This is a genomic window from bacterium, from assembly GCA_022616075.1.
Lineage (GTDB): Bacteria > Acidobacteriota > HRBIN11 > JAKEFK01 > JAKEFK01 > JAKEFK01.
In genome coordinates, this window is record JAKEFK010000189.1 from 1 (window position 1) to 2962 (window position 2962).

Annotated in this window: 4 protein-coding genes; 3 read left to right on the plus strand and 1 reads right to left on the minus strand. The window is 50.1% G+C overall.

The window, feature by feature from the left end:
* The 3 genes from L0156_15095 to L0156_15105 form a co-directional block, all read left to right on the plus strand.
* A partial coding sequence (locus tag L0156_15095) for a hypothetical protein (protein MCI0604323.1) occupies positions 1-1072 on the plus strand: 1072 nt, incomplete at its 5' end.
* Between the two features lie 121 nt (positions 1073-1193).
* Positions 1194-1634, plus strand: coding sequence for a MarR family transcriptional regulator (locus L0156_15100; protein ID MCI0604324.1), 441 nt, complete (start codon positions 1194-1196; stop codon positions 1632-1634).
* Complete coding sequence (locus L0156_15105) at positions 1631-2119, plus strand: DinB family protein (GenBank protein MCI0604325.1); 489 nt, start codon at positions 1631-1633, stop codon at positions 2117-2119. The genes L0156_15100 and L0156_15105 overlap by 4 nt, the downstream gene beginning before the upstream one ends.
* 69 nt (positions 2120-2188) lie before the next feature.
* On the opposite strand, the gene L0156_15110 is transcribed toward L0156_15105, so the two are convergent.
* Positions 2189-2962 (minus strand): methyltransferase (locus L0156_15110; GenBank protein MCI0604326.1); only part of this gene is annotated, 774 nt, incomplete at its 5' end.

Consider the following 2962-nt stretch of genomic DNA (forward strand, 5'->3'; position numbering starts at 1 on the left):
AGAAGATCTCGGCACACTCGGCGGCCCGAGCAGCGGTGTCTATTGGCCGGTAAAGGCCGATAACGGTTTGATCGTGGGCATATCCGAAACCGCCGAGGAAGATCCGTATGCCGAACGATGGAGCTGCGGAGGCTTTTTTGCGGAACGTTCTGATCGTAAGTGTGTGGGATTTGTATGGGATAAGGGCGTCATGACGGAACTTCCCACGCTCGGAGGAAATAATGGATACGCGGCGGGCGCCAACAACCAAGGTCAAATCGTCGGCTGGGCTGAAAACACCTTCGAAGATCCAACTTGCAATCCCACGACTGACCAAATATTTCAATTCAGAGCCGTTCTATGGGAGCCCAAGAAGAATCTGGTACAGGAGCTTCTCCCGTTCGGAGATGATTCAACCTCCGCAGCAACGGCAATCAACGACAAAGGACAGGTCGTGGGCATTTCGGGTGATTGCGACCGAGCTGAAGGAAGATTCAGTGCGAAACACGCCGTGATCTGGAATAATGAGGTTCCGCATGACATGGGAAATCTTGGAGGCGAGGCCTGGCATACACCAACGGCAATCAATAACAAAGGAGAAGTGACTGGATTTTCCAATGTTTCAGGAGGTGGCGGTTTAAGTGCGCATACTTTCTCCTGGAGTGGGGTTGAAGGTGAACCGATTGAAGATATTGGCGCTGTGGACGATGACGTGATTAGTTTGCCCTTCGGCATGAATAGCTTTGGCGATATCGTCGGGTTATCAATCGGCGCATCAGGAGTCCGGGCCTTCCTGTATAAAGATGGCGTAATGATGGATCTCAATGAACTCGTACCGCCCGGTTCCATATATCTCGTCTACGCGAATGACATCAATGACTCCGGGGAAATCTCAGGAGGAGCAGTCGATGGCGCAGGGGAAGGACGAGCCTTCCTGGCGATCCCCGATCCTGCCGCCATTGCGTCCTATTCGCCGCAACCCCATCGCAAGAGAACCGGCAAAATCACTTTGCCCGACAGCGTCCGCCGAATGATTCGGCAACGGCTTGGCTTCGACCCGTTAGAGGCGATCGACAAAAACCTCATTCACTAAGAATCTAGCCTGCACAAAAAGGGTAGGGGCAATCCCTGCCCTTGCTTTCTTCACCGCTAAACATTATACTACGTTTTCGTATACTACGATTTCGTATTATTTCGAGGAGGAAAAGCACGACATGCAATTTCAGTTTCTGTCCCCCCTCCACAAAGCGAGCCGTCAGGTCACGATCTATCTGGAACGGGAGACCGAGAAGTTGGGAGTGAGCCCTGTGGAAAGTCATCTTCTCTCCTATCTCAAAAGTTATGCGCCCTGTCCTGTTTCAGAGATCGAGCGAGTCTTCGGGCATAAGCCATCCACCCTCACCAGTATTCTTGATCGATTAGCGGAGCGTGACTTGATTACACGACAAATCAATCCCAGCGACAGACGGTCATTTACGGTTGAACTGACATCGGAAGGGCGAAAACTTGCAGGAAAACTTCAGAAAATGCTGGAGGCGTTTGAGCAACGCATCAGAGATGGAGTCAACGACAGACAGATGGCAGGATTTCGCGCTGTCATGGAAGCGATCGCGCTGGTCACCGATGTAAATCTAAGACAAAAGGAGAAGTTATGAATACCACGAGCACAGAGGCATTGAAAAAACTTTTTGGAGTCAGCTACCAGGTGCTGAAAAAAAATCTTGAAGGGATCACACACGATGAAAGTTTGTTGCAGCCGGAAGCTGACGGCAACTGTTTAAACTGGGTACTGGGTCACATTTTGAGCACTCGAAATGCGGCGCTGCAAATGCTGAACCGGGAACCCTTCTGGAATCAGGAAAAGGCTGCAACTTATCGTCGGGGTTCTGAGCCAATTAAAGATGACTCGCGCGCTCAGAATCTCACCAATATGGTCGTCGATCTCGACCGTTCACAAGAACGGATCCTGACGACTTTGTCGGAGCTCACGGAAGAGCAATTGAATGCGCCATCCCCTGATCCTGGCATCGGAAAAACGATAGAAGAATCGCTGTTTATCCTGCAGTTCCATGAAACGTATCATGCAGGACAAACCGGATTGCTCCGCCGAATGGTCGGGCGCGAAGGTGTAATCAAATAGCTTCAAGGCAAGAATTGTCTAAACGAAGTGGTGCGCGCGACTCGCCCGCAAACCGTTTCAACTAAAGAGCTATTTGTATGCAATCGCAGCGCTGCACGGACCTGCGAGATGAATCACTTCATAGCGTTTGAATCCTGCTTCCTTGCACCAGCGCCAGAAATCTTCACCGGTAAAATCAAAAGCATCACCAAACTCGATCAGCATGTTGAGCGACATCAACAGTCCGAAAACATTTTCACGCCGCTCATCATCGATCAGATTCTCAACCGCAATCAATGCTCCGCCATCAGGCAAAGCATCGTAAGCAAGACGAATGAGATGTTTCTTATTTTCAAGATTCCAATCATGAAGAATCATTCCCATGGTGATCAAGTCAGCCTTTGGCAAACCTTCCTTGAAGAAATCTCCGGAAGCTGGTTTGATTCGATCGGACAGGCCTTCCCGTTCGATGGACCTCTTTGCAATCGGTTCCACTGGAGGCAAATCGAAGGAGATACACTGAATATGAAGATGGCGTTGAGCGACAACAATGGACAGCAATCCGGTCGCGCCACCAACGTCACAGAGGGTCCTGTATTTCGAAAAATCGAATTTTTCAGCGAGCGCGATGAAATTCCCCCGCGACAATCCGGTCATGGCTCCCATGAATTGTTCCAAACGGGGCAAGTCTTCATAAAGAGTTTCGAACATCGGCTTCTGGCTGTGTTTGATTTCATTCTGCGGTTGGCCGGTTCTTAGCGCAGGTCCGAGATCGGACCAGAATTTATAAAGCCGCTCATTGCACATCTCAAGAATTCCCCCGATGTACTGCGGGCTGTTTTTATCCAGGAATAATGCCGTCTC